Origin of the sequence: Hyphomicrobium sp. 1Nfss2.1 (assembly GCF_965243865.1) — a bacterium.
GTDB lineage: Bacteria > Pseudomonadota > Alphaproteobacteria > Rhizobiales > Hyphomicrobiaceae > Hyphomicrobium_A.
On the sequence record NZ_OZ251603.1, the window covers coordinates 635717 to 661401 of the forward strand.

A 25685-nucleotide genomic window follows, 5' to 3' on the forward strand; every position below is an offset into this window, starting at 1 on the left:
GATCGAATGGGTCGGTTCATCGAGGGCGCGGATCGGACGCAGGCGACGCTTCTTCCTGAAACAATTGACGACTACGTCGCCGAGGAGAACCCTGTTCGCGTGGTCGATGCCTTCGTTGACGCGCTCGACCTAGCGGCGCTCGGCTTCGACGGCGTCATCCCAGAGGAGACGGGCCGCCCCAGCTACCATCCGGCAACGATCCTCAAGATCTACATCTACGGGTATCTCAACCAGGTGCAGTCCTCGCGTGGCCTCGAGCGCGAGTGCCGGAGGAACCTGGAGCTGATCTGGCTCACGGGTCGCCTGGCGCCCGACTTCAAAACCATCGCCGACTTCCGGCGCGACAACGGTCCGGCCATCCGCAAGGTATGCCAGCAGTTCGTCGCCCTTTGCCGCGGCCTGGATCTCCTGGACGCCAGCATCGTCGCGATCGACGGCAGCAAGTTCAAAGCGGTCAACGCGAAGACGAAGAGCTTCACGCGCGAGAAGCTCAAGCGGCGCCTTGGAGAGATTGATGCGGTCATCGAAAAGTATCTTGTCGAGCTCGACCGTGCCGATGAGGTGCTGAGCAAGACCGGCATGGCAGTACCGATGGCTCGGCTTGAGCGTGCGATCAAGAAACTGGCCTACTGCAGACGAGAGGCCAATGCCTTGAAAGCGATAGAGCGGCGCATGGACAGCAGCGGAGAGACGCAGGTCTCGCTGACCGATCCCGATGCCCGCACCATGGCGACGACGAGCAGAAAGCCCCGTGTGGTCGGCTACAATGTGCAAACTGCCGTCGAGACGAAGCATCATTTGATCGTCGCGCACGAGGTGACGAACCTCGGCTACGATCGCGACGCATTGGCGATGATGGCACGTGCGGCGCAGGAGGAGATGTCCAGCGACGATATCGAGGCAGTCGCCGACAAGGGATACTACAAGGGCGAGGAGATCGTCGCGTGCGAGGACGCCGGCATTCCGGTCACCGTGCCCAAGCCGCACACTTCCAATGCAGCAGCTCATGGCCGCTTCGACCGCGCGGACTTCACCTATATCGCCGGCGATGATGCCTATGTTTGTCCAGCCGGTGCGCGACTGACGTACCGTTTCACTAACACCGAGGCCGGGAAGACGTTGCACTCGTACTGGACCGATGCTTGCGGAAAATGCGCCATCAAAGGCCGGTGCACCACCAGCAAGGAACGTCGCGTGCGTCGCTGGGAGCACGAGGGCATTCTCGAGCGCGTTCAGCAGCGCCTCGACGATGATCCCAAAAAGATGTCGCTACGGTGCCAGACCGTCGAGCATCCGTTCGGGACTATAAAGGCTTGGATGGGCGCCACCCACTTCAAGATGAAAACGCTGAAGCATGTCGTTACCGAGATGGCACTGCACGTTCTGGCCTACAATCTGAAGCGGGTGATGGCGATCCTCGGGGTGCCGAAGCTGCTCGGAGCGATGTGAGGTCCCCAGAGGACACTCACCGATGCTCGCCATCCGCAACGAGCCCGAGTTATCACACGGCCTCTCGGCATTGCGGTAGCTGCTGGACCGCGTCCAGCAGACCTAAACGCTCGCGCTTCCCTGCCTCAATACGACGTGTCTTCGCCCAATACGGCGGACACTCGAGGCCAACGGTCTGATCGCCATCGGCACGCAGCGGAGCATCTTACCAAATGTATCACTTGGAACCGGGTCCACCTGAGCTGAAACTCCAGCAATTGGGCCACTTCGGGCGCTGAAGCTATTCGGTTCGAATCACGCCATCCTCCACCAACACCGTTGCGGCAACTATCAGACGGACAAGAGCGCCGATCCGCGTGACCACGGTCGTCCGGGACAAGTGCTTTTTTGTGCATTTGCGCAAGTATTGGGCAATGCGGGCACGCCGGACGCAGCTTGGATCGCTCCCAAACCACTGAGTTCGCGCAGAACGAGATGAGACGCGGCTGACGATCCGCCGGCATGGTGGAGGGGGCTAGAGTCGAACCTACGCTTCAGCCCCCTTAGGCCCCGCTAAGCTACTATTAGCTACGCCGCAATCGGCGGAGCCGGAGGGATCGAACCCACGAGGATCTAGGCCGCTAAACTTGCGGTAACCTCCGTCAGTGCACTCAATCCTACCGCCGGCTGCCTGTGCAATGGCGTTTCCTACGGGAGCCGACCTACGCGTCTTCGTTGGGCCTCCTCAAGCTTACGCAATTGATATTCGTATTCAGCTTGCAAGCTGCGCTGGACTTAGCACCCCCCTTTGCTCAGTTTCGATTCCTACCGGCGGAGCCAACGCCATCCTACACGTTCGATCCGCTCGCTTCAGGTTAGAGTCTCTTTCTGGGCACCACGCCACCTCCTCCAAACCGTTGCTGACACCGTTAGGGGCCTCGAACCTCGAAAGACCGGATAGTGCAATTCCTGCTTCAGCATCATCGCTTCTCTATCTTTTCCCTGTACTCTGCAATTGCGCTGTCCCACTCCTGTTGAATATGTCTCGGCGCGGCCGCGTAACTATCCCGCGTTAGCAGCCGGTCCGTCTTTTCAGCGGCGTACAGAACGGCCTCGTCGGCGCCAGCCGCCCTCAATGCAGCGATTGCTTGGTGCATCAGCTTTTTCGGATCAAACGGACGAGGGGCATCCCCCGAGGTCTCCGGGTCGAAGAATACTGGCTCACCCGGTAACGGTTTTCTTCCGAAACGTTTCTCGAACAGATCAAGCTGCTTCCTGATTTCTTCTGCAGCCTTCGGGCTAATCGGCACTCTTCTCATTCGTGCCCCCTCGCACACCACTGCGTGGCACGCCGAGCCGCCGCCTGGGCCGTCAATGCGGCTACGCCGAGCATTTTTGTGGGCGCGAAACAGTTTCTCATTGAACGTCTGCCCTGTGGCACTATGCTGCCCTCAGCGTCCAGGACAGGCCCTGATACCTGGAAAGGTCATCATTGGGCGGCGACAGCACCGCGGGCTTAGGACGGCTGATGACACTTCGGCGATTCTTGCTTAGCCAAAGCGCCACGTCTGCGTTCGGGGAAACCAACTTGGCGTTTAGAGCGCTGCCTATTCGCGTGTAAGACGGGCCCTTACCATGCCCACGCCAGCGCTCCGGCGTTCGTGGCGATGCGTGCAGAATCGAACCCAACTGCTTCGTAGCGAAAAACTCCAATTTCGACGCGCTTTTCATTTTGCTTCCTTTCACTGTTTAACTTCACGCCCTTTGCATGACGCATTTTGCATTGCGTGCCTAGGACTAGTTTTCGGCGCGCGTAGCTAGGAGTAGCTAGGAGTAGCTAGTCGTATATCACTATTTATTTCACACTTATTTCGCACGTTACTGGGTTTCGAAAAACTGGTTTTGCCGCTTTTCGCGACAAACATCGCCATGTCGTAGCTAGGCGTAGCTAGGAAACAAGCATTTTCACACGCCGGTTTTGTAGATCAACCTCACGCTAGATAGTCGCGTGAGGAGCAGTGCATTGAGAGAGGAAAAGGGCTGGCTTTCGCGGGCGAACTTTGGATCGCTCGAGAGAAGGGGAGGGGCGCAGTGACGCGTCGCCGACAGCCTGCATCCGTCCAGCACATCGAACTTGCGACGCGGCACTGGCCACGGCTTATGCGGGCGCAGACCGCCGCTGAATATACCGATGAGAAGTCGGTCAAATCCTTTTTGCGGCGCACCGGTTCGATCTATCCCCCGGCACTCAACATTCCTGGAAGAGGTCGCGTATGGACAAAGGAAAGCCTCGACGAAGCAATCGACCGGCTGACGAGAGCGCGCTCGGTCACTGCGGCAAGCCTCGCAGACGACTTGTGAAGGGCTGGCCGCGCTACATGATCGAGCGGCGCCTCGCCAGCGGCGAAATTGCCTATTATTGGCGGCCGCGCCGCAGAGACATCAGAGCTGGCTTTAATTTACAGGCCGAGCCGCTTGGCAGTGATATCGGCTCGGCCATCGCGCGCGCGAACGAACTCAATCGCCATCTTGATAGCTGGCGTTCCAGCATCGGTGGCGTACGGTCGCTCGATCTCCAGCGAGGCTTTGGAACTCTCGAATGGCTCTTCGAACGCTACAGACGGCCTGACTCTCTCGCGTGGCAGAAGGTCTCCGAGCGGTCACGCCCGGACTACATCCGCGCCTTCAAGCTGATTTGCGCCTTGCCGCGGAAATCGGGCGGTGACGTCGGCACTGCACCCGTCAAAGCCATCGACGCGCGGGCTGCCGACAAAATATACCAACGGCTGAAGGAAGGACCACGCGGGCCGCGCTTGCGTCAGGCCGCTCTGTGCATTGCTCTCGCGGCGCGAGCCTGGGATGTCGTGGCGCGTCTCTACCCCAAGGACGTTCCCGCGCTCAATCCGTTTCGTGGCGTCGAGCTCACGCACGGCAGGGGTAAGCGCCCTGCTGCAACACGTGAGGATGCCTATGCGCTGCACAACGCACTCATTGCAGCTGGAGAGCCTCACCTCGCGGTCGCTCCCCTCGTGTGCTTTGAATGGTTGCAGAGACCAGAGAACGTCATCGCGGGGCACCTCACCTGGCTGGATTACAAGCCCGCGAGCAAACCGAATTCCGTGCGCATCGAGCATCACAAAACCGGTGCCCTGGTCTGGATGCCGCTGTCGGACAGCGACGGACCATTCTTCCCCGAGCTGTCAGAGCACCTCGATCGACTACAGCGGCTCGGTACCCCCATCGTGCTCATGGCGCCTGCGCGAAAGCGGAAAGGCCGCGTCCTCGACCCTCGCCCATTCCTGATGCGGGAGGCGCGAAAACGCGTGCGCCAGGCCGCCGACGTGGCGGGGTTGCCCCCGTGGCTGACGCTCGATGCGTGCAGGCACGGTGGCATGACCGAGCTTGCCGACTCCGACCTCACCGAAGAGCAGGAGATGTCGCTATCCGGCCATTCAACGCCCGATGCCAAGCGGCGCTACGTGAAGCGCACGGATGCCCAGCGCCTCACGGCAGCACGCAAGCGGCGCGCTTGGGTCCAAGAACAAAAAACGCACGAGAGTAGCAATGACGGCTCATCAAAGAGTCGCAACGGAACATCTGTTCCAGACTAACCCATTGAAAGGAATGGTGGGTGATGAAGGATTCGAACCTTCGACCCGCTGATTAAGAGTCAGCTGCTCTACCAACTGAGCTAATCACCCATGCCGCCGAGCGGCGCGTCCCGGCCACTGGGTGCGGCGTTCGCCGCGGGGCCAAGACGTCAAAAGGGCCCGCCACGCGAGCCCTCGTTGACGCTGCGTTTAGCACCCTCGCGCCCGCCTGTCCAGCCGCAGCGGCAAAGGAAAATTCGCCAGTCCGCCAAACCGCTTGGATCGCAGGAAAACCGCGAAAAAGGTCCCTGCCCCTGCAGATTGCGCCCGCCGGGCCTCGCCGCTACTGCGCGGGGGCAGAATCACGGCTAGGCTGATCTCTCACCGGCATCCCGACAGGGGGCCTGCAGCCCGGCGCCCGGTGAACCGATGGACCCGGTACCCATGGAAGAGAAACGAAAGGTTCCGCGCCGGCGCGTCCTCAAGGAGGGCAAGATCATATTCGCCGACGGTCTGCGACTGCTCGATTGCACAATTCGCGACATGTCCGCGAACGGCGCCAAGCTCCTCATCGCCAACACCGTTGGCCTGCCGGACACGTTCTATCTCTACGAGAAGTCGTCGGGCATGATCTACCCCGCCGCCATCGCCTGGCGTCAGCCAAACTCGATTGGCGTCGAGTTCAAAGGCCCGGCCAGCAGCATTCACGACGCCGCCAACAAGCGCTTCGCACGCTTGAAGTTCGCCTGACCTCTACGGTGTCATCAGCAGATGCTCGTGCGCACGCAGTGACGCGATGATCTCCGCGGACCCTTTGACGACGCAATGCATCGGATTGTTCTGCACGCGGAACTTGACGCCAATACGCCGCGTCAGCGCCGTGTCCAGCTTGTCGAGCAGCGCCCCGCCTCCGGTGAGGTGCACGCCACGTCGCGCGATATCGCTCAAGGTGTCGGGCGGTAGATCCTCCAGCGCCCGCTGCACGAACTCCGCGAGCGCCTCCACGGGCTCCGCCAGCGCCTCGGCAACATCGCTCGAGCGCAGCACGATGGACTTTGCGCTGCCCTGGCGCAGATCCCGCCCGCGGATGTGCACTTCCGCGGATCGCCCATTGGCTGCGGCGAGCGCCGTGCCCACCTCCACCTTGATGCGCTCTGCATTTGCTTCACCCACCAGCAACTGATGCTGGCGCCGGATGTAGCGCACGATGGCTTCGTCCATCGCGTTGCCCGCCACCCGCAGCGTGCGCGCCGAGACGATCTTGCCACCCGACAGGACAGCGATATCGGACGTGCCGCCACCGATATCGACCACCATCGCTCCGCCAGGCTCGCCCACGGGAAGCCCCGCGCCTAACGACGCAGCAACCGGCTCTGCCACCAGGTAGACTCTGCGTGCGCCTAACGACACCGCCGTATCGTAGACCGCCCGCCGCTCCACCGGCGTCGCCTGCGCCGGCACGCAAATGAGGATGCGCGGCCGTCGGAAGCCTAGCATCGTCTTCGTGCGCTTGATGAACTGGCGCAGCATTTCCTCGGTGGCGACGAAATCGGCGATGACGCCATCACGCAGCGGCCGCACCAGCTCCACGTTCTCCGGCGTGCGCCCGATCATTGCCTTTGCCTTGCGGCCAACGGCCAGCATCTCGCGCGTGCCGCGGTGCGAGCGCACCGCAACAGCGGAAGGCTCATCGATGATGATGCCGCGCCCGGCCACGTGCACCAGCGTATTCGCCGTGCCGAGGTCGATCGCTATGTCATCCCTGAATGCACCCGCCACGCCACGCAGCATAGCCAGCCCCAGCCCTGGCTCTCCCGAGCCCGCCACAAAAACAGTCTTCGTAAGGACCTTAGGCGCAATCCGCTTGCCGCGCCAACGCGACCGCAAGAAAAGGGCGCCGCCGCAAATCGAGTTGCAGCGACGCCCAAAGCAAATCGGTAGCCCTTAGAGCGACTGAGCGCGCGCCGTCTTCTGGCGCTTCACCATCAGCTTGTTGAGCGCAGAGACATAGGCACGTGCCGACGCCACCATGGTGTCCGTATCGGCGCCGCGACCCGTCACCATGCGGCCGCCCTCCTCCAGGCGCACCGACACCTCGGCCTGGGCGTCCGTGCCTTCGGTAACCGCGTGCACCTGATAGAGGTCCAGCTTCACCTCGTGCGGCACCAGCTGCTTGATCGCGTTGAACGTCGCATCGACTGGACCGTTGCCCGCGGACTGCACCGTGTGCTGCGTGCCATCGATATCGAGCGTCAGCGTCGCCTGCTGCGGCCCCATGTTGCCGGCGATGACGGTGAGTGAAACCACCTTCATCCGGTCGTGCATGTGGGCGATGCCCTCGTCGACCAGCGCCTCGATGTCCTCGTCGTAGACGTGCTTCTTGCGATCGGCCAGCGCCTTGAAGCGATTGAACGCATCTTCGAACGCGTTCTCGCCGAGCTCGTAACCCAGCTCCTTCAGCTTGGTGCGGAAGGCGTTGCGGCCCGAGTGCTTACCCATCACCAGCGAGGTCTTGCCGACGCCGACGGACTCCGGCGTCATGATCTCGTAGGTCTGCTGGTACTTGAGGATGCCGTCCTGGTGGATGCCGCTCTCGTGCGCGAACGCATTCCGGCCGACGATCGCCTTGTTGTACTGCACCGGGAAATTCGTCACCGCTGAGACGAGGCGCGACGCGCGCGACAGCATGGTGCTGTCGATACCGCTTTCGTAGGGCAGCTTATCCCGCCGCGTTTTGATCGCCATGACGATCTCTTCCAGCGCCGCGTTGCCCGCGCGCTCGCCGATGCCGTTGATCGTGCATTCGATCTGCCGCGCACCGCCACCCAGCGCCGCCAGCGAGTTGGCCACCGCCAAACCGAGGTCGTTGTGGCAATGCGTTGAGAACACGGCCTTGTCGGCGTCAGGCACGCGCGCGCGCACCTGCCGGAACATCTCCGCATACTCGTCCGGTGTCGCATAGCCGACCGTGTCGGGCAGATTGATCGTCGTCGCGCCCGCCTTGATTGCCGCATCGACGCACTGGCACAGATAGTCGATGCCCGTTCGCGTTGCGTCCATCGCGCTCCACTCGACATCCTCGGCGAGGTTGCGCGCCCGCGCCACCGTCGCGGTGATGATCTCGAGCACTTCGGCCTCGGTCTTGCGCATCTGATGCGCGAGGTGGATCGGCGAGGTGGAGACGAATGTGTGGATGCGTCCACGTTTGGCGTGCTTCACAGCTTCGCCCGCGCGATCGATGTCGGCGTTGATGGCGCGCGCCAAGCCCGCCACCGTCGCGTTCTGCACCCGCTTGGCAATGGCCGAGACGGCCTCGAAGTCGCCTTCGGACGCAATCGGGAACCCAGCCTCGATGATGTCGACGCCCATCTGGTCGAGGCACTCGGCAACCTCGAGCTTCTCCTCGAACGTCATCGTCGCCCCGGGGCACTGCTCGCCATCACGCAACGTGGTGTCGAAAATGACGACGCGTTCAGCCTCGGACTGCTCCACGGGCTTTTGCGGATCGGTGCTCATCTGAATTTCTTCTTTCGCTTCCGGCCGGGCTCAAGGCTCGGCGAATGTTCAACCAGCTGGCTCGACTTGTCATCCCCCTGAGCACCGTCCCGGGATCACCGGAACCTTGATCGGCTCAGGGGCTGCTAAGGAGCAGGTTCAGAAGCTGCGGAAGTCGCGCCGAGGCGCCGCCGCGGAGCGAATCCGCGCGGAGAAAGCCTTTGCCATCAATGCGTGTCATCTGGCGCATGGGTCATCTCTTAATACAACGCGGCGCAATTGGCTAGTCCGGCCCGATTTGCACCCGGCGGCACCGCGGCACACGCCCCCGCGGCCCGTTAAGCCCTTAAGCCGATCACCACCCGCCCCCGGAAACCGTCAGCCATGCTGCCCTCGAGCACAGGCGTCTGCGCCGCGAGCTGCCGCCGGGTGTTATTGGCGAATATTCCGTCCTCTGCCAGCGGCGAAGCCGCGTAGTTGGCAATGCTAGTCTGATAGACCCCGCCCGCGTCGTAGACCGCCCCGCAGAGCGCCTCGGGCATCGCCAGCTGCGAGGTCAGTATGCGGTTCTTGTAGTCCGTTGCCTTCTCGAGGCTGGGATAGACCTCGAAGTGCATATGCGGAAATCGGCCGCGATAGCACCCCGGGAAAATCGTCGTGAACGAGACTTTCCCGCTCCCGTCAGCGACCCCGACCGCGCGCAGGAAGCTCGCCTCCGGCAGATCGTAGATCGAGTAGCGGCCCTCGGCATCGCAATGCCAAAGGTAAATCGCATAGCCCCCCAACGGCGCGCACGCATCCTTGACGTTGACGAGTTCTACCGTCAGCTCGAGCGGCACACCGGCCGCTGCGGGCTGCCCCGCTTCAAGGCTGGGGCGCATGTCGGCACGTACGATCCCGCTCTTGTCGAGCACGTTCGCCAGCGTCCCATGCGCACGATTGGAGCCGTCCGCCGGATAGGGCCCGGCCGTCTCGCGCGGATGTGCAACGCACTGACTACCGTCCGCGCCACTCCCGATCACATCGGCTTCCGCCCGGTCGAAAAATGGCTCGTCTCCGCACGCGCTGAGGAGCGCCGCGGCGCCGATAGCACCGAGCCCGGCCAGCACGCGTCGACGCCCGATCATCGCCAGATCGTGTACCAGTCCAAGATCGTGCGCGTGGCCCGCAGCCAATGAATGCTTTGATTTCTGCAGCAAAATGTTCGCCCCAAGCATGTGTTGGAGCGATAACGGAGCATCCAGCCCATTTCCGGCGCAACATTGATCAAGGTCAGGACCTGCAGCGCCTAGACGGTGATCGCCCCGTCGATGACCCGCACCGCGCTGCCGCCGATCCGCACCGTCACCAGCCGGCCACTCGCCACCACCAGCGTCAACGCAATCGAGCTGGGCCGTCCCATCTCGTAGCCCTGCTCGATGATCCTGCGATGCACCCCGTCCGGCAGCGCATCGAAGTCGTGCACGATGCCGGCAAAGCACACCGCGGCCGAACCCGTCGCCGCATCCTCCGGCACGCCGATCTGCGGCGCAAACATGCGCGCGTGGAACGCCGAGCCATTGTGCACGCACTCGCGCGTATAGAGGTAGACGCCGCCAAACGTGCCGCCGGGGAACACGCTGTTCCAATGGCTCTGCTCCACGTGCGCCTTGGCCATCGCTTCAAGGCCCGACACCGGCACGAATGCGAACGTATTCCCTGCCGACAGGCACTGCGGCGTGTGGTTCTCAAAGCCGATTTCACGCGGCAGCAGCCCCAGCGCATCGGCGATACGGTCGCGCGAGGGAGGCAGCGCTGTCTTCTCCGGCAGCTTCGGCGCATCGAACTCCGCCAGTGCCGCCTGACCATCGCGTAGCCGCACGCCCACGCGCACCGTGCCGATCGCCTGCTCCAGCACGATGATGGCATCGCGCTCGCCATTCACCATCTGCGTGCGCAGCTGCGCCAGCAGGATGGCCGTGCCGATCGTTGGATGCCCTGCGAACGGAAGCTCACTGCCCGGGGTGAATATCCTGATCCGCGCCGAATGCGCCGGATTCTGCGACTTCATGACGAAGACCGTTTCCGAGACGTTCAGCTCGCCGGCAATCGCCTGCATCTGCTCGACGCTCAGCGCGTCGGCGTCGGTGATGACGGCAAGAGGGTTGCCGCTGAACCGGCGATCGGTAAAGACGTCGAGCGTATAAAGCGGCAGCGCCATGCGGGATATCCGGTTACAAAAGCCGGCGCACTCTGCCCAATTCCCGTGGCGGGTCAAGCGCGCCGATGCCTCGGCGCCGCCTCGCACTCAGCAAACAAGCGCAGTCAGATCACCCCGCGTGCGAACGCCCGCGCGTGCACCGGCATGTCATCCGTCCAGTCGTCCGTACCGCGCACGATGACGATATCGTCGAGCTCTGGGGACTCCTGCCCCTCGATGAAGCTCATGATGCGCGCGCGCAGCGCCTCCGCGGTGAGCGCGCTGCGCCACTCGACACCGATCGCGACATGCACCCCCATGGCGGCAACAACATAGCCGGGAACACGCTGCAGCTCATCCGGCGACAGCCCGGTCTCTTCGCCCAATTCGCGCACGATGCAGCTGTCGATGTCGATCCGCCCAGCGCTAGCGTCGTCGGCATCGATCACCCCACTCGGCGGATAGGTGCGTCCGGAATTGAGTTGCCCCGGCGCTTGCCGCCCGAACAACAAGTAACCGTCGGCGGACCTGATAAGCGCCGCACCCGATGCTTCGCGCACGACATCGCTGGTCGCAAACGGCAGCGAGCGCCAATAAAGCATCGTGCGAAAATCCGTCTTGAAGAGCGTGCCGGACAGCCGTCCTGCTTCGATCTGATGGTCACGGAAGAGATAAACCGCGCCATTGAACAGCGAGGGGCACGCCGCGCGTCGGCGCTCCCAATGACTGACGATCATCGCCTCATCCCGCATGGCCAGCGGCCAGCGCCATTCGTCGATGCTGAGCGCGCATTCGCGAACGCGAACGACCGCGCCTTGTCCTGGCATAGCTCGCACTGCAGCGCGCTCCGGCAACTTTATGGCCAAAATCGAAGTGGCCCACTCAAACTTGATTTCCGCGGCGAAATCTTAGTTTCGCCAAGAACAAACCACGCTCGCTCCACGATGCAGGAGTGGACTGAGGGTGTCAGCAAGCAGTGCCGAGGGGGACTTTGCATTTGCTTCGCCCAAGCGATCATCACTAACGGCATCCTCGCATCCGCGCGCTTCAACGCGCGCGGCGATGACCGGAATTGCGCCTGCCGGCCAAGAGGCCCTTCGCAGGTGTGAGATCAGAAATCCGGCGGCGCCATTACCGTGGCGCCGCTGGAGCGGACGGTGGAGGTCCCCGCTTCTCTGCCGTCCGTTTCCTTGCGCGCCCTGCAGCGAGTCCAATCGTCGTTGCAGGGCGACCGCCTGGAAGGCTCGCGCGGCTGTAGCCTAACGCTACCTCCCCAAAGCACGCTGCGCGGGTCTTCTGGCTTCTGCTGTCGACCTAGAGGCAGCCCAGCGTCTTCGATCCGCACGTATAGTAATTGATCATCTCCGCAGAGCAGCACGGCTGATCGGCGCCGCAGCGCCACGTCTTGATCTTGCCGCTCGAGGTCTTGTGCTTGCAGATCTTCGTCGCCTTCGGAGCAGCGTCAGCCGCTCCAAACGACATCGCAAGCGGCACCGCAGCGACGCAAGCCGCCAATGCAATCGATGACAGAACACGCAACATGGCTGAACTCCCTGTTGACCCGCAAGTGAGGCCGACAGTATGCGCCAAGTTCAGCCAGGTTGCAGTTGCAGACGCGCCTCAGTTGCGCGACTTGTCAACCAGAGCGCCCGCCTTGATCCAAGGCATCATGTCACGCAGCTTGGCACCGACCTGCTCGATCGGATGCTCGTCCGCCAGACGCCGCGTTGCCTTGAAGCGCCCAGCGCCGGACTTGTATTCCTGCATCCACTCAGAGGTGAAGCGGCCGGTCTGAATGTCCTTCAGAACCTTCTTCATCTCTGCCTTCGTCTCCGGCGTGATGATGCGCGGACCGGAAACATACTCGCCCCACTCGGCCGTGTTCGAGATCGAGTAGTTCATGTTGGCAATGCCGCCCTGGTAGATCAGGTCGACGATCAGCTTCACTTCGTGCAGGCACTCGAAGTAGGCCATCTCCGGCGCGTACCCGGCTTCGACCAGCGTCTCGAAGCCCGCGCGGATCAGCTCCACGAGGCCGCCGCACAGCACCACCTGCTCACCGAAGAGATCGGTCTCGCACTCTTCGCGGAAGTTGGTCTCGATGATGCCCGAGCGGCCACCGCCCACGCCCGACGCGTACGACAGCGCCAGATCGTGCGCGTTGCCCGAAGCATCCTGATGCACCGCGATCAGGCACGGCACGCCGCCGCCCTTCTGGTATTCGCCGCGCACCGTGTGGCCCGGGCCCTTCGGCGCGATCATCACCACGTCGAGGGTCTTCTTCGGCTCAATCAGGCCGAAGTGCACGTTGAGACCATGCGCGAAGGCAATTGCCGCACCATCGCGAATGTTGTCGGCGATCTCGTTCTTGTAGATGTCGGCCTGCAGTTCGTCAGGCGTCGCCATCATGATGAGGTCGGCCCACTTGGCAGCATCGGCCACCGACATCACCTGCAGTCCGTCGGCCTCGACCTTCTTGGCCGTCGTCGACTCCGGTCGCAAAGCAACGCGGATGTCCTTGACGCCCGAGTCCTTCAGGTTCAGCGCATGTGCGCGCCCCTGGGAGCCATAGCCGACAATGGCAACCTTCTTGCCTTTGATGAGATTGGTGTCGGCATCACGATCGTAATAAACGCGCATGGCTTCCTCTGTCGTTTCTGTCTCGTAGCGAGTGATGATATCGAGCTGCGGGATGCAGCAATCGGGTGGGCGCCGGCCGACAAACGCGGCCGGCGGAATTAATCAGCGCAGCTCCTTTAGCTGCTTACAGGGCCGCGGCCAATGGCGGCGATGCCCGTGCGCGACACTTCGACAAGGCCGAGTTCCGTCATGATCCCTATGAACTCCTCGATTTTCGAGGGTTTTCCGGTCACTTCGAAGACGAAGTGCTCAGTCGACGTGTCGACCACCTTGGCCCGGAAAATCTCGGCAATCCGCAGCGCCTCGATGCGCTTTTCGCCCTTGCCTGAAACCTTGATCAGCGCCAGTTCGCGCTCCAGCGCCACGCCCTCATTGGTGAGATCGCGCACCCGGTGGATGGGCACCAGCCGCTCCAGCTGATGCTTGATCTGCTCGATCACGTCAGGGGTGCCGCGCGTGACAATGGTGATGCGCGACAGATGCTTTTCATGCTCCGTCTCGGTCACCGTCAAGCTGTCGATGTTGTAGCCGCGCCCCGAAAACAGGCCGATGACACGCGCCAGCACGCCCGGCTCGTTGTCGACCAGAACAGATAGCGTGCGCGAGACGACCGCCTGCACGGCGCCGGGACCGACGTAGTGACTCTTTGCGAGTGGCTTGGCCATGTTCATTGCTTTTTCTCTGGGGCCGCATCTGGGGCTGGAGTGGGAGTATTCTCGGGAGCCGAGTTCGGTTGCGTTGGCACGACATCGGCGGGACGAGGCGGCAGCTTCGCCCCCGGGAACAGCGTCTTGAAGAACAGCGGAAACCCGTGCTCATCGACATTCCGCTGGAACGCGACAATCTTCTCTTTCGGGACCTTGTACTGGCCGAACGCCGCGCCGACCCGCCGCGACATCGTCTCTACCAGCATCTTCGGGCTCGGAGCGCCCTGTCGCTTCAATACGTCCAGCGGCGTGCGCGAATAGATCATCGTCAGGATCTGCGTCTCCATGTAGTCCTGCGCGATGCACGCCTCGAACGCCTTGGTGTACTCCGACGACAGGCTGTGCGTGCGGTAGCAGGCATCGATGAAGCCGAACGTCTTGGTCGCGCCCTGCGTGCGCTGCATCTGCGCCAGCCGCGTCGCCGCTTCCTTGATGTTCTCGACCTGATCCCAGCCCGGGTCATGCGCCGCTGCGAGCGACGTCGAGCCAAGTCCGATCACGGCCGCAGCCCCGAGCGCCAGCAGCGCACGCGCGTGCGCCACCTTCCCCGAGCCAGAAGCCTTGCCGGCACTCTTGGCGATATCGCTTCGCACATCTCTCATCAGACCAGAACCTTGCCCTCTGCTCCGATCGCGTTCTCGACTTCCTCGTCGGAAACGTCCTCGCCGAGCAGCATTTCGTTATGCGCTTTCCCTGACGGAATCATCGGGAAGCAGTTTGCCAGTGTCGCCACGCGACAATCGAAGATAACTGGCCCCTTGGTCTCGATCATGGCGCGGATGGCATCATCGAGCTCTGCCGGATCGTCGCAGCGCATGCCCGTCCAGCCATAGGCTTCGGCGAGCTTCACGAAATCGGGCAGGCTCTCGGTATAGCTGTGCGACAGCCGGTTTCCGTGCAGAAGCTGCTGCCACTGCCGCACCATACCCATGTACTGGTTATTGAGGATGAACACCTTCACCGGCAGGTCGTACTGCACCGCCGTCGAGGCCTCCTGGATGTTCATCAGGATCGAGGCATCGCCCGCGATGTCGATCACCAGCGACTTCGGATGCGCAAGCTGCGCGCCGATCGCCGCCGGCAGGCCGTAGCCCATCGTGCCCAGGCCGCCCGAGGTCATCCACCGGTTCGGCTCGTCGAAGTGATAGAACTGCGCCGCCCACATCTGATGCTGGCCCACTTCCGTGGTGATGTAGGAGTCGCGATCCTTCGTCAGCGCGAACAGACGCTCGATCGCGTACTGCGGCATGATCACATCGTTCGAGTTCTTGTAGCTGAGCGACTTCTTCGCGCGCCAGCCGTCGATCTGCTTCCACCAGCTCTTGTGCGCGGCCTTGTCGAGCTGTGGCGCCTTCGACTTCCACACGCGCAGCATGTCTTCCAACGTGTAGGCCACGTCGCCCACGATGGGGATGTCGACCTTCACGTTCTTGTTGATCGAGGATGGATCGATGTCGATCTGGATCTTCAGCGAGTTCGGCGCGAACGCATCGAGCCGGCCGGTGATCCGATCATCGAAGCGCGCGCCCACCGCGACCATCACATCGCAATCGTGCATCGCCAGATTGGCTTCGTACGTGCCGTGCATGCCCAGCATGCCCAGCCACTGCTTGTCGGAAGCGGGATAAGCACCAAGACCCATCAGCGTCGACGTGATCGGATAGCCGGTGAGACGCACCAGCTCGCGCAGCAGCTGGCTCGCCTTCGGGCCAGAATTGATCACGCCGCCACCTGTATAGAACACAGGCTTCTTGGCGCGCGCCATCAGGTCCACAGCTTCGCGCACCGCCGTCTGATCCGGCTTCACGCGCGGCTTGTAAGTCTTGTGCGCGATGTTCGACGGGCCGACGTAGTTGCCCGTCGCAAACTGCACGTCCTTTGGAATATCGACCACGACCGGACCCGGGCGCCCAGCCTTGGCGATATAGAAGGCCTCATGCAGGATGCGGGCGAGGTCGTTGACGTTCTTCACCAGCCAGTTGTGCTTCGTGCATGGGCGCGTGATGCCGACCGTATCGCATTCCTGGAATGCATCGTTGCCGATGAGGTGCGTTGGCACCTGCCCGGTGATGCACACCAGCGGAATGGAATCCATCAGCGCGTCGGTGAGCCCGGTCACAGCGTTGGTCGCGCCCGGCCCCGACGTCACCAGCGCAACACCCACCTTGCCCGACGAGCGCGCATAGCCCTCGGCCGCATGCAGCGCACCGCCCTCCTGGCGTACCAGGACGTGCTTGACCTTATCCTGCTGGAATAGCTCATCGTAGATCGGCAGCACCGCGCCACCGGGATAGCCGAAGATATGTTCCACGCCCTGATCCTTGAGCGCTTCGAGCACCATTTCTGCGCCCGTCATCGTACGTGCCATAGCCAGCTCCAAGGCTTTCGGGTCGTAATCCGACCCCCTTAACTGTTGGCGCGCAACGTATGGTGCCGAAAATGACGGGTCAATGCGGCTATTGAACTAAAGATACGAATTTCGCCAGATCACTTTGCATTTCTTGCGCATAAACAGGCATCCACGCAATCATATTACTTCTAGCCCAAGTGACCTGCCGCTTGGCGTACTGACGCGACTCCGTCTGCCCCTCGCCGATGGCCGCCTCAAGAGAGACCGACCCGGCTAGATAGCGTCGCAGCGGCCCAACCCCGAGCGACGACATCAGCGGCAAAGCGGGATCTAACTCCAGCTGCTCAAGTTGCATCACCTCGTCCAGCGCCCCCGCCTCGATCATCGCGCAAAAGCGCGCGTCTATCCGCTGGTAGAGCTCATCGCGCTCCACGCGCACCAGCAGCGGCACCGTATCGGCGAGGTCGATGATCTTTTCCCGCGGCACCCGCTGCCATTCGGCCAGCGACACCCCCGTCGCCTCCAGCACCTCCAGTGCCCGCACGATCCGCTGCGTATCGGTCGGCGCCAGCCGCCCCGCCATCTCTGGATCGCGCGCCGAAAGCTCACCGTGCAGCGCACCAGCCCCCACCTCCGCGCCTCGTGCACGCCAGTGCTGGCGCACGTCCTCCGGAATGGCAGGTATTGGAGAAAGCCCCTCCGTCAGCGTCTTGAAGTAAAGCCCCGTGCCGCCGACGATGATCGGCCGCAACCCCGAGCGCTGCGCCTCGCCCAGCACACGGGCTACGTCCCTGGCGTACCGCCCCGCCGAATAGCTCTCCTGCCCCGACACGAACCCATAGAGCGCATGCGGCGCACGCTGTTCATCCGCCGCTGAGGGCCGCGCCGTCAGGATGCGCAGCTCGCGGTAGACCTGCATCGAATCCGCATTGATGACGATCCCGCCCAGGTCCTCGGCGAGGCGCAGCGCGAGCCCCGACTTTCCGCTCGCGGTCGGTCCGGCAATGAGGATGGGGCGCATGTCATTCATGCGTGAAGCCCTACAGCAGGCCGCCTCACCTTTCCATTGCACCCAGCGCTAATAGTTTGCCGACGCTAGTAGTTGATCGTCGTGCGCAGGCCGAACACTGCCGCGTTGGGGATGGCCTTCAGAGGATCGACCGGGTCATTCGTATGCCCGCCGGGGTTCCAGAAGTATTGAAAGTCGGGCTGCACGTAGAGGCCCTGCATGATCTCGGCGGTGTAACTCACCTCCAGCACGCCTTCGAAGCTGGGCACCACCGGATTCCCGATCTCGCGGTAGAAGTCGATCACCCGCGAAGAGACGCCCGTATAGATGAAGCCAACGCCGAACGTGTCGCGTGGACGGTCATCGAACAGGCCGTGCAGCGTTACGCCCGCCTCGAAATAGTGCTGAATGAGATTGCCTTCGGGCGGAGCCACAATGTAGCTCCCGAACAGCGTCACGCCGCGCTGCTCTTTGCTGCCGGGCACGCGATAGATCATCTGATCCAGCAATGCGTAAAAGCCGTAGTCCTTCTGGTCCCGCGACCCCGTCGGCCCGAATAGCCCGATAGGCAATCCGTTGTTGCCAATCGCCTGGGGCACGAAGGTGCCGAAGTAACGATAGGCGCCAAGCTTCAGCTTTCCAGCAAGCTCCCCCTCACCCTGGTTGTACTTGATCGCCGTCTCCGCGATGAACAGCGGCGCGGTGAACGGAAACAGTAAACCATTGGGATTGCAGTCCTCTGGAACCTCGTCGTCCGGGCAGTCGCCCGCCGGATCACCGCTGAAGAGGCCGAACAAGAAGCCGATGCTGTCGTTCGGATTGAACGCGATCCGCGCACCCGGCGCCGCCATCGGATAGGACGGCCCACCATCGGGCAGGTTGATACCCGTGATCGACGGCCAGCCGAACGAGCCGTTGAGAAACGCAGCGCCAGCCTCACTGATAATGAACTCCGAATCCGCCGAGAGCTGGCCGACGCGCAGCGTCATGTGATCATCGAGCAGCTTCTGCTCCAGATAGATCTCGAACAAACGCGTCGATGGCAGCGCCTCGATGAAGCTCGCCGGCATCAGCACGCCGAGGTTCGCCGCCGTGATGCTCTGCCCGTGGATCTGATAGCCGTTGGCGAAGAACCTTAGCCCCCTCCAGCCAACCGCCTTTTCGAGGTCGACGCCAACCTCCACATCGAGCCGGCCGATATATTGCGTGCCTTGGGCGTACCCGCCCACCGGATTGCCTAGCACGTCACCGATATAATTGACGGCATAGGTGATGCCTTTGCCTGCGAGCATCGTCCGCACGCCCCCCGGATCGCCGAACGAGCGCGGGAAGTTCACGGCGATCGACGGCTCCGGCAGTCCCGGAACGCGGTCGCTCTCTGCCTCGATCGTCTGGGCAAAAACCGGGCAGGAGAATCCGCTCAGCAGCGCGATCGCGGCAGCAACGCCGCGCGCACCTGCGCACCAGTCCACCCCTATCCTGCCGCGACGGCGCGCACAGGTCATGCAGTTTCCACCTCAACCGGCTACGGCCGATCAGGCCAGCCCGGACGGGGGCCAGCCTTTCGCGCTGATCTCGCACGATTCCCCGGCAGCGCTTGTGACGCCCGCGCATCGCTACGCGCGCGTCCGCCTGCGAATCATTTCGCCAATTGCTGCACTGATATCGGTCATTGGCGCAGCCGCGACGTGCCTGTGACCTGCAAAACACGACGTCTAGCCAATTTACGCGCCCACGACTCCCAATGCGGGGTTCGCCACTCTTGTCGCGCCGCATCGAAGCCGCTAGCCATCTACTAACGGTGCAACGGGACAAGCGCTCGAAATCAAAAAGCAGGAGAAGTTGCGCATGGCTGACGAGCCCATCGTGGCCCAAACTGGCCCCTATCAGGTCGAGCTGACGGAAGGAAAGCCGTATTTTTATTGCCGCTGCGGCCGCTCCCAGAAGCAGCCCTTCTGCGATGGCTCGCACAACGGCACCGGCATCGAGCCGATGCGCTTCGTCGTCGATCACACGGGGACATTCAATATCTGTGGCTGCAAACAGACCGACGACGAACCATTCTGCGACGGATCGCATCTTTTGCTCTAGCTTTGCCAAGCGCTGTCGAGCCGGGGGGGTAGCATGGAATATTTCGTCCAGCAGTTGATCAACGGTCTATCACTCGGCTCGATCTACGGGCTCATCGCCATCGGCTACACGATGGTGTTCGGCATCATCGGCATGGTGAACTTCGCCCACGGCGACGTCTTCATGGTGTCCGCCTTCATCGCCCTCATTCTTTTCCTGATCCTCACCCAGGTGCTCGGCGTCACCGCCCTTGGTTTTGCTCTTCTCATTGTGCTGGTGCTGGGCATGCTTCTCACCGCGCTGTGGAGCTGGGTGATCGAGCGCGTCGCCTACCGACCGCTGGCCGGATCATTCCGCTTGGCGCCGCTCATCTCTGCCATCGGCATGTCGATCTTTCTTTCCAACTTCGTGCAAGTTGCCCAGGGCCCGCGCAACAAGCCCGTCCCCCCGATGTTGAACGATACGATCGAGATCCCCATCGGCAGCGGCTACGCCACCATCTCCGAAAAGCAGTTCCTCATCTTCGCCGTCACCGCCATCCTCCTCGTCGCCTTTTGGGCGCTGGTACAGAAGACGAAACTCGGACGCGCTCAGCGCGCCTGTGAGCAGGACCGCCGCATGGCCGCACTGCTCGGGATTGACGTCAACCGCACTGTGTCGCTCACCTTTGTCATCGGCGGTGCGCTGGCCGCCGTCGCCGGCATGATGTTCATGACCTACTACGGTGTGGTCAATTTCTCCGACGGCTTCACCCCGGGCGTCAAAGCCTTCACCGCGGCCGTTCTCGGCGGCATCGGCTCGATTCCTGGAGCCGTTATTGGCGGCCTGCTCATCGGTCTCATCGAGACCATGTGGTCGGCCTACTTCTCTATCGATTATAAAGACGTCGCCGCGTTCTCGATTCTCGCCATCGTGCTAATTTTCATGCCCTCCGGCTTGCTTGGGCGCCCCGACGTCGAAAAGGTTTGATCTATGACTTCTGGCAGCCAAGGCGGGCTGCCGCCCGCATCGCACTCCATGCAGGCTATTCTGAAGGATGCCGCGATCTGGGCGCTCGTGACGCTCGGCCTGTGCTTCCCGATTGTCGCCTTCCGCACCGATCGCGACCTGTCGCTGCAAACGTCGATCGACCCTCGCCCGTGGCTCGTCCTGTTCACCGTTCTGACGGTCTTCGTCGGCCGGCTTCTCTGGCGACTCTACGCACACCCCAAACGGCCCAGGCGCGTTCTTTTTCCGCCCCTCGACCTCTCCGATCACCACAAGATCTGGGCACCGCGTATCGGCCTTGGCTTGCTTTTACTTTTTCCCTGTATCACCCTGCTGATCACCGGTCAGGGCGGCGCCATCAAGTGGATCGACAATTTCGGCGTCCAGATCCTCATCTACATAATGCTGGCCTGGGGTCTCAATATCGTCGTCGGCCTCGCCGGCCTGCTAGATCTCGGGTACGTCGCCTTCTACGCCGTCGGTGCCTACACCTACGCCATCATCGCCGCCTATGTGATCCCCGCGACGATTCCGGTGCTCGGCCCCTGGGCGTTCTGGATCTGCCTGCCGCTTGCTGGCGTCCTCGCCGCGTTCTGGGGCATGCTGCTCGGCTTTCCCGTGCTGCGCCTGCGCGGCGACTATCTCGCTATCGTCACGCTGGCCTTCGGCGAGATCATCCGCCTCGTACTCATCAACTGGGTCGCGCTGACCAACGGCAACGCCGGCATCCAGACGCCGCGTATCACCTTCTTCGGCCTGCCGTTCACCTCGCGCACCGGCGAAACCACTTTCGCCGATGTCATATCGCTGCCCGGCACATCCGCCGTGCACCGGTCGGTGTTCCTCTATTATGTGATCTTAGCGCTCGCGCTGCTCGTCGCCTTCGTCACCCAGCGCATGCGGCGCCTTCCCATCGGCCGCGCCTGGGAAGCATTGCGCGAAGATGAGATCGCCTGCCGCTCCCTCGGCATCAACACCGTCAACACCAAGCTGACTGCCTTCGCCATGGGCGCGATGTTCGGCGGCCTTGCCGGTGCGTTCTTTGGCGCGCGCCAGGGCTTCGTCAATCCGCGCTCGTTCGAGTTCATGGAATCCGCAACGATCCTCGCCATCGTCGTGCTCGGCGGTATGGGCTCGCTATTCGGCGTCGCCGTTGCCGCCGTCGTCGTCATCGGCGGCATTGAGCTGCTGCGCGAGCTCGACTGGCTGAAGGCGATCTTCGGCCCGAGCTTCGATCCGGCCCAGTACCGCATGCTGATCTTCGGCCTCGCCATGGTGCTGGTGATGATCTGGCGCCCGCGCGGCCTCATCGCCTCGCGCGAGCCATCGATCACCCTAAACGAGGATGCCAAGGCAATCTCCGGCGCGCATGTGCAGGAGGGCCACGGCTGATGCGCTGGCTCCGCGACCCTCTGCTCATCGTCGAAGGGCTCACCATGCGCTTCGGCGGTCTCATTGCCGTTCGCGATCTGTCTTTCTCTGTCGGCCGCGGCGACATCACCTCACTGATCGGTCCCAACGGCGCAGGCAAGACCACCGTCTTCAACTGCATCACCGGCTTCTACAAACCGACGAGCGGCCTGATCGTACTATCCACAGACGGTCCCATCGAACCCAGTGCCGTCGCCGCGCTGACCGATTCCAGCCACCGCTACGTCACTCGCGAGAACCACAGCCGCAGCGGGCTCTTCCTGCTCGAGCGTATGCCCGACTTCGAGATTGCCAAGCGCGCGCGCGTTGCTCGCACCTTCCAGAACATCCGCCTCTTCTCCGGCATGACGGTGCTCGAAAACCTCATCGTCGCGCAGCACAACCCGCTGATGCACGCGTCCGGCTGGTCGCTGCTCGGCCTCTTCGGCGCCGACAGCTACAAAGCCGCGCAAGCAGCAGCCGTCGATGTCGCGCGCTACTGGCTGGACCGCATCGGCCTTTTGCACCGCGCCGACGACGCCGCCGGCGCGCTCCCCTATGGCGATCAGCGCCGTCTCGAAATCGCGCGCGCCATGTGCACCGACCCTGTCCTGCTCTGCCTCGACGAGCCCGCCGCCGGCCTCAACCCACGCGAAAGCCTCGCCCTCAACGAGCTGCTGCGCACCATCCGCGATGAGCACGCAACGTCCATCCTGCTCATCGAACACGACATGTCGGTGGTGATGGAAATTTCCGACCACGTCATCGTGCTGGAGTACGGCGTCAAAATTTCCGACGGCACCCCGCAGAGCGTGAAGGCCGACCCTAAGGTCATCGCCGCCTACCTCGGCGTCGAGGACGACGAAGTCGCCGAAGCGGAAGCTGAGGTCGGCCTATGACGAGCGCCCCCGCCCTCTTGTCCCTGCGCGGCATCACCGCCCGCTACGGCAGCATCACCGCTCTGCACGGCGTCGACGTCGATGTCCCCCAAGGCGAGATCGTCACGCTCATCGGAGCAAACGGCGCCGGCAAGTCGACGCTGATGATGACCATCTTCGGCAACCCGCGGGCAGCTTCAGGCAGCATCGTCTTCAACGGCCGCGACATCACCCAGATGCCGACGCACGAAATCGCCCGCCTCGGTCTCGCCCAGTCGCCTGAAGGCCGTCGCATCTTCGGTCGCATGACCGTCGAGGAAAATCTCCGTCTCGGCGCCGAGTTCACCGGTGGCGACCACGACTATGAAACCGAGCTGGCGCGCGTCACCGCCATCTTCCCGCGTCTCAAAGAACGCATGCATCAGCGCGGCGGCACGCTATCGGGCGGCGAGCAACAGATGCTCGCCATCGCCCGCGCGCTGATGAGCCGGCCGAAGCTGCTCTTGCTCGACGAACCATCGCTCGGCCTCGCCCCGCTCATCGTCAAGCAGATCTTCAAGGTGATCGCCGAGCTCAACGCCCGCGAGGGCCTCACCGTCTTCCTCGTCGAGCAGAACGCCTTTCATGCGCTCCGCTTGGCGCACCGCGCCTACGTCATGGTCAACGGCCGCATCACCTTGAGCGGAACGGGTCAGGAGCTTCTGGCGAGCCCCGAGGTGCGTGCCGCGTACCTTGAGGGCGGACGTCACTAGGAGAAGCAGAACGCGATGGGCTTTTACGAGACTGGCGACAATGGACTTTGGATCTTTCTGCTCATCACCGTCCTGATCGGAGGGGCGGCGGCGCACGCTGCAGGGTCCGCCATCGCCTCCACTTGGCGTCCCACCTGGCAGGTGTTCACATCGGCTTTTCTGCTCACCTGCGCCGTCCGCTTCCTCCACTACGCGCTGTTCCAAGAGCCTCTGCTCTCGCTGCGCAACTTCATCGTCGACTACATCGTCGTCGCAACGGCGTGCGCTTGGGGCTTTCGCATGACCCGCGTGCGCCAGATGATTGAGCAATATCCGTGGGCTTACGAGCGCGCTGGATTTTTCTGGTGGCGACGCAAAGGCACTTCCCCTCGACCGCGGGGATGACATTTCCCATAATTCGGACAAACATGCCGCACTTCTTGTCCGCGAGCTTCCTTCCCCCGTCCGCCGTTCACCCCGAGAGGTTCTAATGAAACCAGCAACAGCTTTCGCAGCCTTGGCGATCGCCATCACCGCCCTTGTCGCCGGCTGCGATAGCGGACCCGAAAAGCTGAAATTCGGCGTTGCTGGTCCCATGACCGGTACCGATGCAGCCTTCGGCACTCAGCTCAAGAACGGAGCCGAACAGGCCGTGGCGGATATCAACGCCGCCGGCGGCATCAATGGACAGCAGGTCGAGCTTCTCGTTGGCGATGACGCGGCCGACCCACGCCAGGGCGTCTCCGTCGCTAACAACTTCCTCGGCGAGGGCGTCCGTTTCGTCATCGGCCACTTCAACTCGGGCGTCACCATTCCGGCATCTGAGGTCTACGTCGAGAATGGCATGCTGATGATCACGCCGGGCTCCACCAACCCGGTCGTCACCGAGCGGAACATGTGGAACGTGTTCCGCACTTGCGGCCGCGACGACCAGCAGGGCGCCGTTGCCGGCAACTACATCGCCCAGAACTTCAAGGATAAGAAGGTCGCCATCCTCGACGACAAGACGCCTTACGGCCAGGGCCTCGCCAACGAGACTCGTAAAGCCATGCAGGCCGGCGGCGTCTCCGAAGCGCTGTCTGAAAGCGTCAGCGCCAACGAGAAGGATTTCAGCGCCCTCGTCTCCAAGCTGAAGAACGCGGGCATCGATCTGGTCTACTGGGGTGGCGTCCACACCGCTGGCGGCCTCATCCTCCGTCAGATGCGCGAAGGCGGCGTCAACGCCGTCTTCATGTCGGGCGACGGCATCGCCAGCGACGAATTCGCTGCCATCGCCGGCCCCGCCGCCGAGGGCGTGTTGATGACCTTCGGACCCGACCCGCAGAAGCGCCCCGAGGCCAAAGAGGTCATCGAGCGTTTCGAAGCGCGCGAATATAAGCCCGAGGCCTATACCCTCTACAGTTACGCCGCCGTGCAGATTCTGAAGCAGGCCATCGAGGCAACCAAGTCCGTCGATCCCAAGACGGTCGCTGCCTACATGCGCACGGGCGTACCCTTCAACACCGTCATCGGCGATCTCGCCTTCGACGAGAAGGGCGACATAAAGCAGGTGGGCTATGTGCTCTACACCTGGGTCAAGCAGCCCGATGGGCGCCTCACCTACGTCCAGAACTGACGCGCACAACGCGTCCTCGACCAGACAAAACAAAAGCGCCGGGGTATGACCTCGGCGCTAATTCATTTCGAAACTTCTCTTGTCCGCCTATGCGCGACATTGCTGGTCGCGTCTTATTCTTGAGCTTCAGGCGAAGCCCCCGGCGGCCGAATTATCAGTCGCGGCCCTGCGAAGCAGCCAGGCACTCAGCAACAAGCTGCCGCTCGATGAGCACTAGATCGTCCGGCACCTTGATGCCGGCCTGACGATAACCACGAATCTTAGCCTGCACCTTCGCATAGCCCTCACGCGGATCGTCCGTTTGCTCCAGCTCGGAATTGAGCTGCGCGATCTCACCTTGCATTTGGTTAGACATTACGCGGCCTTTGCCCTCGTTGTTTTCCTACCTTCTTGCGCCCGGTCAAATCCCGGTCGAGGCATCCTGGTTATAGGAGTCTACGCGATGCCTCTAAGTAACTTTTCGTTTCACTCCCACACCTTCAAGAGTAGAGCCGTGATTTCGAACGCTAACGTGACAATCTGTCCACAGTGTCGACTACCGCGGCGCAGCGTTACGAGAATGTAATTGTGGCGCATGCTTGACGTTGCTGGAACAC

General features: G+C 62.5%; 25 protein-coding genes and 1 tRNA gene. 11 read left to right on the plus strand and 15 right to left on the minus strand.

Annotated features, from left to right (window positions below):
• The first annotated feature begins 6 nt into the window (after nucleotides 1-6).
• The gene (locus tag ACP15D_RS03145; protein ID WP_424956116.1) at nucleotides 7-1449 is read left to right on the plus strand and encodes an IS1182 family transposase; all 1443 of its coding nucleotides are present in this window, start codon (nucleotides 7-9) and stop codon (nucleotides 1447-1449) included.
• Nucleotides 1450-2408: 959 nt separating this feature from the next.
• Here the strand turns inward: ACP15D_RS03145 and ACP15D_RS03150 are convergent.
• Nucleotides 2409-2747 (minus strand): hypothetical protein, encoded by a 339-nt coding sequence (locus ACP15D_RS03150; protein WP_424956117.1) that lies wholly within the window; start codon nucleotides 2745-2747, stop codon nucleotides 2409-2411.
• 772 nt (nucleotides 2748-3519) lie between these two features.
• Between ACP15D_RS03150 and ACP15D_RS03155 the strand changes: the two genes are divergently transcribed.
• Nucleotides 3520-3789 (plus strand): hypothetical protein, encoded by a 270-nt coding sequence (locus ACP15D_RS03155; protein ID WP_424956118.1) that lies wholly within the window; start codon nucleotides 3520-3522, stop codon nucleotides 3787-3789.
• Nucleotides 3786-5039: a hypothetical protein gene (locus ACP15D_RS03160; RefSeq protein ID WP_424956119.1), complete on the plus strand. Its 1254-nt coding sequence runs from the start codon at nucleotides 3786-3788 to the stop codon at nucleotides 5037-5039. The genes ACP15D_RS03155 and ACP15D_RS03160 overlap by 4 nt, the downstream gene beginning before the upstream one ends.
• 14 nt (nucleotides 5040-5053) lie before the next feature.
• Here ACP15D_RS03160 and ACP15D_RS03165 read toward each other — a convergent pair.
• Nucleotides 5054-5129, minus strand: a tRNA-Lys gene (locus ACP15D_RS03165).
• 333 nt (nucleotides 5130-5462) lie between these two features.
• Here ACP15D_RS03165 and ACP15D_RS03170 point away from each other — a divergent pair.
• Nucleotides 5463-5768, plus strand: coding sequence for a PilZ domain-containing protein (locus tag ACP15D_RS03170; protein WP_424956120.1), 306 nt, complete (start codon nucleotides 5463-5465; stop codon nucleotides 5766-5768).
• A 3-nt stretch (nucleotides 5769-5771) separates the two neighbouring features.
• Here ACP15D_RS03170 and ACP15D_RS03175 read toward each other — a convergent pair whose 3' ends face one another.
• The 12 genes from ACP15D_RS03175 to ACP15D_RS03230 all read right to left on the minus strand — a co-directional run bounded on the left by ACP15D_RS03175 (nucleotide 5772) and on the right by ACP15D_RS03230 (nucleotide 18870).
• Nucleotides 5772-6809, minus strand: coding sequence for a rod shape-determining protein (locus ACP15D_RS03175; RefSeq protein WP_424956121.1), 1038 nt, complete (start codon nucleotides 6807-6809; stop codon nucleotides 5772-5774).
• Between the two features lie 153 nt (nucleotides 6810-6962).
• The gene (locus ACP15D_RS03180) at nucleotides 6963-8534 is read right to left on the minus strand and encodes a 2-isopropylmalate synthase (protein WP_424956122.1); all 1572 of its coding nucleotides are present in this window, start codon (nucleotides 8532-8534) and stop codon (nucleotides 6963-6965) included.
• A 317-nt stretch (nucleotides 8535-8851) separates the two neighbouring features.
• Nucleotides 8852-9712, minus strand: coding sequence for a hypothetical protein (locus ACP15D_RS03185; protein ID WP_424956123.1), 861 nt, complete (start codon nucleotides 9710-9712; stop codon nucleotides 8852-8854).
• An 89-nt stretch (nucleotides 9713-9801) separates the two neighbouring features.
• Nucleotides 9802-10713, minus strand: coding sequence for a PhzF family phenazine biosynthesis protein (locus tag ACP15D_RS03190; RefSeq protein ID WP_424956124.1), 912 nt, complete (start codon nucleotides 10711-10713; stop codon nucleotides 9802-9804).
• Nucleotides 10714-10817: 104 nt separating this feature from the next.
• Nucleotides 10818-11528, minus strand: coding sequence for an NUDIX hydrolase (locus ACP15D_RS03195; RefSeq protein WP_424956125.1), 711 nt, complete (start codon nucleotides 11526-11528; stop codon nucleotides 10818-10820).
• Nucleotides 11529-12006: 478 nt separating this feature from the next.
• Nucleotides 12007-12234, minus strand: a complete 228-nt coding sequence (locus ACP15D_RS03200) for a hypothetical protein (RefSeq protein WP_424956126.1) — start codon at nucleotides 12232-12234, stop codon at nucleotides 12007-12009.
• 78 nt (nucleotides 12235-12312) lie between these two features.
• On the minus strand, nucleotides 12313-13332 hold the full coding sequence (gene ilvC / locus ACP15D_RS03205) for a ketol-acid reductoisomerase (RefSeq protein ID WP_424956127.1): 1020 nt from the start codon (nucleotides 13330-13332) through the stop codon (nucleotides 12313-12315).
• Between the two features lie 116 nt (nucleotides 13333-13448).
• A complete protein-coding gene (gene ilvN / locus ACP15D_RS03210; RefSeq protein ID WP_424956128.1) occupies nucleotides 13449-13997 on the minus strand; it encodes an acetolactate synthase small subunit in 549 nt (182 codons plus the stop codon).
• Nucleotides 13998-13999: 2 nt separating this feature from the next.
• Nucleotides 14000-14641 (minus strand): hypothetical protein, encoded by a 642-nt coding sequence (locus ACP15D_RS03215; protein WP_424956129.1) that lies wholly within the window; start codon nucleotides 14639-14641, stop codon nucleotides 14000-14002.
• Complete coding sequence (locus tag ACP15D_RS03220) at nucleotides 14641-16407, minus strand: acetolactate synthase 3 large subunit (RefSeq protein WP_424956130.1); 1767 nt, start codon at nucleotides 16405-16407, stop codon at nucleotides 14641-14643. Before ACP15D_RS03220 ends, ACP15D_RS03215 begins: the two co-directional genes overlap by 1 nt.
• 88 nt (nucleotides 16408-16495) lie before the next feature.
• Nucleotides 16496-17419 (minus strand): tRNA (adenosine(37)-N6)-dimethylallyltransferase MiaA, encoded by a 924-nt coding sequence (miaA, locus tag ACP15D_RS03225; protein WP_424956131.1) that lies wholly within the window; start codon nucleotides 17417-17419, stop codon nucleotides 16496-16498.
• A gap of 65 nt (nucleotides 17420-17484) precedes the next feature.
• Entirely contained in the window at nucleotides 17485-18870 is a 1386-nt protein-coding gene (locus tag ACP15D_RS03230) for a carbohydrate porin (protein ID WP_424956133.1), read from the minus strand.
• 376 nt (nucleotides 18871-19246) lie between these two features.
• Here ACP15D_RS03230 and ACP15D_RS03235 point away from each other — a divergent pair, with 376 nt between their 5' ends.
• The 7 genes from ACP15D_RS03235 (at nucleotide 19247) to ACP15D_RS03265 (ending at nucleotide 25089) form a co-directional block, all read left to right on the plus strand.
• Nucleotides 19247-19489 carry a CDGSH iron-sulfur domain-containing protein gene (locus ACP15D_RS03235; RefSeq protein ID WP_072373556.1) on the plus strand — a complete coding sequence of 81 codons (243 nt, stop codon included), beginning with the start codon at nucleotides 19247-19249 and terminating at the stop codon, nucleotides 19487-19489.
• 33 nt (nucleotides 19490-19522) lie between these two features.
• The gene (locus ACP15D_RS03240; RefSeq protein ID WP_424956135.1) at nucleotides 19523-20437 is read left to right on the plus strand and encodes a branched-chain amino acid ABC transporter permease; all 915 of its coding nucleotides are present in this window, start codon (nucleotides 19523-19525) and stop codon (nucleotides 20435-20437) included.
• A 3-nt stretch (nucleotides 20438-20440) separates the two neighbouring features.
• Nucleotides 20441-21847, plus strand: a complete 1407-nt coding sequence (gene livM, locus ACP15D_RS03245; RefSeq protein WP_424956136.1) for a high-affinity branched-chain amino acid ABC transporter permease LivM — start codon at nucleotides 20441-20443, stop codon at nucleotides 21845-21847.
• Nucleotides 21847-22764 carry an ABC transporter ATP-binding protein gene (locus ACP15D_RS03250; RefSeq protein WP_424956137.1) on the plus strand — a complete coding sequence of 306 codons (918 nt, stop codon included), beginning with the start codon at nucleotides 21847-21849 and terminating at the stop codon, nucleotides 22762-22764. Before livM ends, ACP15D_RS03250 begins: the two co-directional genes overlap by 1 nt.
• Nucleotides 22761-23495: an ABC transporter ATP-binding protein gene (locus tag ACP15D_RS03255; protein WP_424956138.1), complete on the plus strand. Its 735-nt coding sequence runs from the start codon at nucleotides 22761-22763 to the stop codon at nucleotides 23493-23495. Before ACP15D_RS03250 ends, ACP15D_RS03255 begins: the two co-directional genes overlap by 4 nt.
• A gap of 15 nt (nucleotides 23496-23510) precedes the next feature.
• Nucleotides 23511-23879 (plus strand): DUF6867 family protein, encoded by a 369-nt coding sequence (locus ACP15D_RS03260; RefSeq protein WP_072373575.1) that lies wholly within the window; start codon nucleotides 23511-23513, stop codon nucleotides 23877-23879.
• A gap of 85 nt (nucleotides 23880-23964) precedes the next feature.
• Nucleotides 23965-25089, plus strand: a complete 1125-nt coding sequence (locus tag ACP15D_RS03265) for a branched-chain amino acid ABC transporter substrate-binding protein (protein ID WP_424956139.1) — start codon at nucleotides 23965-23967, stop codon at nucleotides 25087-25089.
• Between the two features lie 154 nt (nucleotides 25090-25243).
• Here the strand turns inward: ACP15D_RS03265 and ACP15D_RS03270 are convergent, their stop codons facing one another.
• Entirely contained in the window at nucleotides 25244-25444 is a 201-nt protein-coding gene (locus ACP15D_RS03270) for a hypothetical protein (RefSeq protein ID WP_072373580.1), read from the minus strand.
• Nucleotides 25445-25685: the final 241 nt, after the last annotated feature.

Bases quoted from the DNA above. Each gene is read 5' to 3' on its own strand.
- miaA (WP_424956131.1), bottom strand. From the start codon at position 17,419: ATGAATGACATGCGCCCCATCCTCATTGCCGGACCGACCGCGAGCGGA.
- ilvN (WP_424956128.1), bottom strand. From the start codon at position 13,997: ATGGCCAAGCCACTCGCAAAGAGTCACTACGTCGGTCCCGGCGCCGTG.
- ACP15D_RS03200 (WP_424956126.1), bottom strand. From the start codon at position 12,234: ATGTTGCGTGTTCTGTCATCGATTGCATTGGCGGCTTGCGTCGCTGCG.
- ACP15D_RS03145 (WP_424956116.1), top strand. From the start codon at position 7: ATGGGTCGGTTCATCGAGGGCGCGGATCGGACGCAGGCGACGCTTCTT.
- ACP15D_RS03260 (WP_072373575.1), top strand. From the start codon at position 23,511: ATGGGCTTTTACGAGACTGGCGACAATGGACTTTGGATCTTTCTGCTC.
- ACP15D_RS03250 (WP_424956137.1), top strand. From the start codon at position 21,847: ATGCGCTGGCTCCGCGACCCTCTGCTCATCGTCGAAGGGCTCACCATG.
- ACP15D_RS03170 (WP_424956120.1), top strand. From the start codon at position 5,463: ATGGAAGAGAAACGAAAGGTTCCGCGCCGGCGCGTCCTCAAGGAGGGC.
- ilvC (WP_424956127.1), bottom strand. From the start codon at position 13,332: ATGCGCGTTTATTACGATCGTGATGCCGACACCAATCTCATCAAAGGC.
- ACP15D_RS03150 (WP_424956117.1), bottom strand. From the start codon at position 2,747: ATGAGAAGAGTGCCGATTAGCCCGAAGGCTGCAGAAGAAATCAGGAAG.
- livM (WP_424956136.1), top strand. From the start codon at position 20,441: ATGACTTCTGGCAGCCAAGGCGGGCTGCCGCCCGCATCGCACTCCATG.
- ACP15D_RS03190 (WP_424956124.1), bottom strand. From the start codon at position 10,713: ATGGCGCTGCCGCTTTATACGCTCGACGTCTTTACCGATCGCCGGTTC.
- ACP15D_RS03175 (WP_424956121.1), bottom strand. From the start codon at position 6,809: ATGCTGCGTGGCGTGGCGGGTGCATTCAGGGATGACATAGCGATCGAC.
- ACP15D_RS03220 (WP_424956130.1), bottom strand. From the start codon at position 16,407: ATGGCACGTACGATGACGGGCGCAGAAATGGTGCTCGAAGCGCTCAAG.
- ACP15D_RS03235 (WP_072373556.1), top strand. From the start codon at position 19,247: ATGGCTGACGAGCCCATCGTGGCCCAAACTGGCCCCTATCAGGTCGAG.
- ACP15D_RS03270 (WP_072373580.1), bottom strand. From the start codon at position 25,444: ATGTCTAACCAAATGCAAGGTGAGATCGCGCAGCTCAATTCCGAGCTG.
- ACP15D_RS03180 (WP_424956122.1), bottom strand. From the start codon at position 8,534: ATGAGCACCGATCCGCAAAAGCCCGTGGAGCAGTCCGAGGCTGAACGC.
- ACP15D_RS03265 (WP_424956139.1), top strand. From the start codon at position 23,965: ATGAAACCAGCAACAGCTTTCGCAGCCTTGGCGATCGCCATCACCGCC.
- ACP15D_RS03240 (WP_424956135.1), top strand. From the start codon at position 19,523: ATGGAATATTTCGTCCAGCAGTTGATCAACGGTCTATCACTCGGCTCG.
- ACP15D_RS03255 (WP_424956138.1), top strand. From the start codon at position 22,761: ATGACGAGCGCCCCCGCCCTCTTGTCCCTGCGCGGCATCACCGCCCGC.
- ACP15D_RS03215 (WP_424956129.1), bottom strand. From the start codon at position 14,641: ATGAGAGATGTGCGAAGCGATATCGCCAAGAGTGCCGGCAAGGCTTCT.